This is a genomic window from Dietzia sp. B19 (genome assembly GCF_014145155.1).
Taxonomy (GTDB): domain Bacteria; phylum Actinomycetota; class Actinomycetes; order Mycobacteriales; family Mycobacteriaceae; genus Dietzia; species Dietzia natronolimnaea.
Genome location: NZ_JAALED010000418.1, coordinates 1 through 2361, shown reverse-complemented (window position 1 = coordinate 2361; position 2361 = coordinate 1). Strand labels below are relative to the sequence as shown.

The following is a 2361-nucleotide window of genomic DNA, read 5'->3' as shown; positions in this document are numbered from 1 at the left end:
GCGGTGGACCTCACATATCCAGGCCGAGGTCGAGGACCGCGACCGAGTGGGTGAGCCCGCCGACGGCGAGGAAGTCGACACCACAGCGCGCGTAGTCGGCGGCGACGTCCAGACCGAGGCCGCCACTGGACTCCAACCGGGTACGGGGTGAGATCGCGTTCCGACGCTGCACGGCCATCTGCGTCTGCCAGACGGGGAAGTTGTCCAGCAGGACCAGGTCCACGCCTGCGTCGAGCATCTGGTCGAGCTGCTCCAGGGAGTCCACCTCGACCTCGCAGGGCAGGTCCGGGAACCGCTCGCGCACGGCGGCCAGCGCCGGAACCACCCCACCGGCGGCCACCACGTGGTTGTCCTTGACCAGGACGGCATCCCCGAGGCCGAGTCGGTGGTTGACCCCGCCGCCGCAGCGGACGGCGTACTTCTGCAGCAGGCGCATGCCGGGCATGGTCTTGCGGGTGTCGCGCACGGCGCAGCCGGTGCCACTGAGCTCGTCGGCCCATGCCCGGGTCGCGGTGGCCACCCCCGAGAGATGGCACACGAGGTTGAGCAGTGTCCGCTCGGCGGTGAGCAGCCCGCGCGTCGGTGCGGTGATCTCGGCCACCACGTCGCCGGCCGAGACGCGGTCACCGTCCCCCGCGCTGAGCGTGACCGAGTAGTCGTCGCCGAGCACCTCGGTCAGGACCATCCCGATCAGCGGCAACCCGGCCACCACCCCGTCGGATCGGGTCGCGAGTCGTGCGGTGGCACGGGAGTCCGCGGGCACGGTGGCCAGCGAGGTGGCGTCCGGGCCGTAACGCAGGTCCTCCTCGAGGGCGCGCCTGATCGCGATCAGGGCGTCGGCACGGGTGTCGGGGTCGAAGAGCTCGTCGTCGTCTCCCCCGGATACCGGCGAACCCACGCCCGCGCCGGTCACTCCCCGGATCCCGGGTTGCCGATGGCGATCATCCGCTCGACGGACCCGCGCGCGGCCTCGGCCGTGGCGGGATCGACGTGCACTTCGTCGGCGCCCTCGACGAGCGCGCGCAGCAGCGCGGCCGGGGTGATCATCTTCATGTAGGGGCAGCTGGCCTGGTCGTTGACCGGGAGGAAGTCGATCTCCGGAGCCGCCTTGCGCAGCTGGTGGATCATCCCGATCTCGGTGGCCACCAGGACCTCGCGGGCACCCGAGGAGCGGGCGGCGTCGACCATCCCGCCGGTGGACAGGATCTTGACCTGATCAGCCGGCACGGCACCCTCGGTGGCGAGGTGCAGCGCGCTCGTGGCGCAGCCGCACTCGGGGTGGACGAACAGCTCGGCGCCCGGGTGGGCCTGCGACTTGGCGGTGAGCTGGTCACCGTTGATCGCGGCGTGGACGTGGCACTCGCCCGCCCACACGAGCACGTTGTCGCGGCCGGTCTTGCGCCGGACGTGCGCGCCGAGGAACTGGTCGGGAAGGAACAGCACCTCGCGGTCCGGGTCGATCGACTCGACCACCTCGACCGCGTTGGAGCTGGTGCAGCAGATGTCCGTGAGGGCCTTCACCGCGGCGGTGGTGTTGACGTAGGAGACCACCACGGCATCGGGGTGCTCGGACTTCCACTCCGCCAACTGCTCGGCGGTGATGGAGTCGGCCAGCGAACAGCCCGCCGCCTCGTCGGGGATGAGGACGGTCTTGTCCGGCGAGAGGATCTTGGCGGTCTCCGCCATGAAGTGGACGCCGCAGAAGATGATGGTCGACTGCTCGGCCTCCGCGGCGATGCGCGACAGGGCCAGGGAGTCCCCCACGTGGTGGGCGATGTCCTGGATGGCGGGGACCTCGTAGTTGTGGGCGAGGATCACCGCGTCACGCTCGCCGGCGAGGCGGCGGATCTCGGCGGCCCACTCCGCGTCGGGTTCGACGCCCGTGTACACCGCGCCGTCGTGGCGGATCCTCGTGGCGAGCGGCGAGTCGAGCCGTCCGACGGTGGTGTCGGGCCGTGGCGCGACCGTGGTGCCGTGTCCTGTGGCAGTGCTCATCGCTGCCCCCTCCCGGGTCGGTTCTGTGGGCCGATACGCCACCGGCCCTGTTTTCGACTTACAATCGAAAACATGATGCAGTGTAACACCGGTCACGAAGTGCTCGTCGTGGTGACCCAGGTGCGACCGGCGCCCGGTGCCACCGCGCCCACGCTCCACGTGATGCTCTGGCGGCACTCCCTCGGGCCCGCCGCCGGCCGGTGGGCGCTGCCCGGCGGTGAGGTCCGGGACGACGAGGACCTGCCCGCCTCCGCCACCCGGCAGCTCGCCGAGAAGGTCGACGTGCAATCGCTCAGCCACCTGGAATCCGTGGCGGAGTTCTCCGACCCGGGGCGCATACCCGGCCGACGCGTGTTCGCCTCCGGG

General features: G+C 71.1%; 3 protein-coding genes. 1 reads left to right on the top strand and 2 read right to left on the bottom strand.

The features are described 5' to 3' along the window. Positions 1 to 10: 10 nt before the first annotated feature. A complete protein-coding gene (gene nadC, locus G6020_RS12030; RefSeq protein ID WP_182610795.1) occupies positions 11 to 832 on the bottom strand; it encodes a carboxylating nicotinate-nucleotide diphosphorylase in 822 nt (273 codons plus the stop codon). A 77-nt stretch (positions 833 to 909) separates the two neighbouring features. Continuing rightward, positions 910 to 1995, bottom strand: a complete 1086-nt coding sequence (nadA, locus tag G6020_RS12025; RefSeq protein WP_187700272.1) for a quinolinate synthase NadA — start codon at positions 1993 to 1995, stop codon at positions 910 to 912. Between the two features lie 72 nt (positions 1996 to 2067). Between nadA and G6020_RS12020 the strand changes: the two genes are divergently transcribed. Further along, positions 2068 to 2361, top strand: a 294-nt coding sequence (locus G6020_RS12020; protein WP_182610793.1) for an NUDIX domain-containing protein, incomplete at its 3' end; no start/stop codon positions are given.

Coding starts and splice junctions, on each gene's coding strand:
- nadA (WP_187700272.1), bottom strand. CDS start 1,995: ATGAGCACTGCCACAGGACACGGCACCACGGTCGCGCCACGGCCCGAC.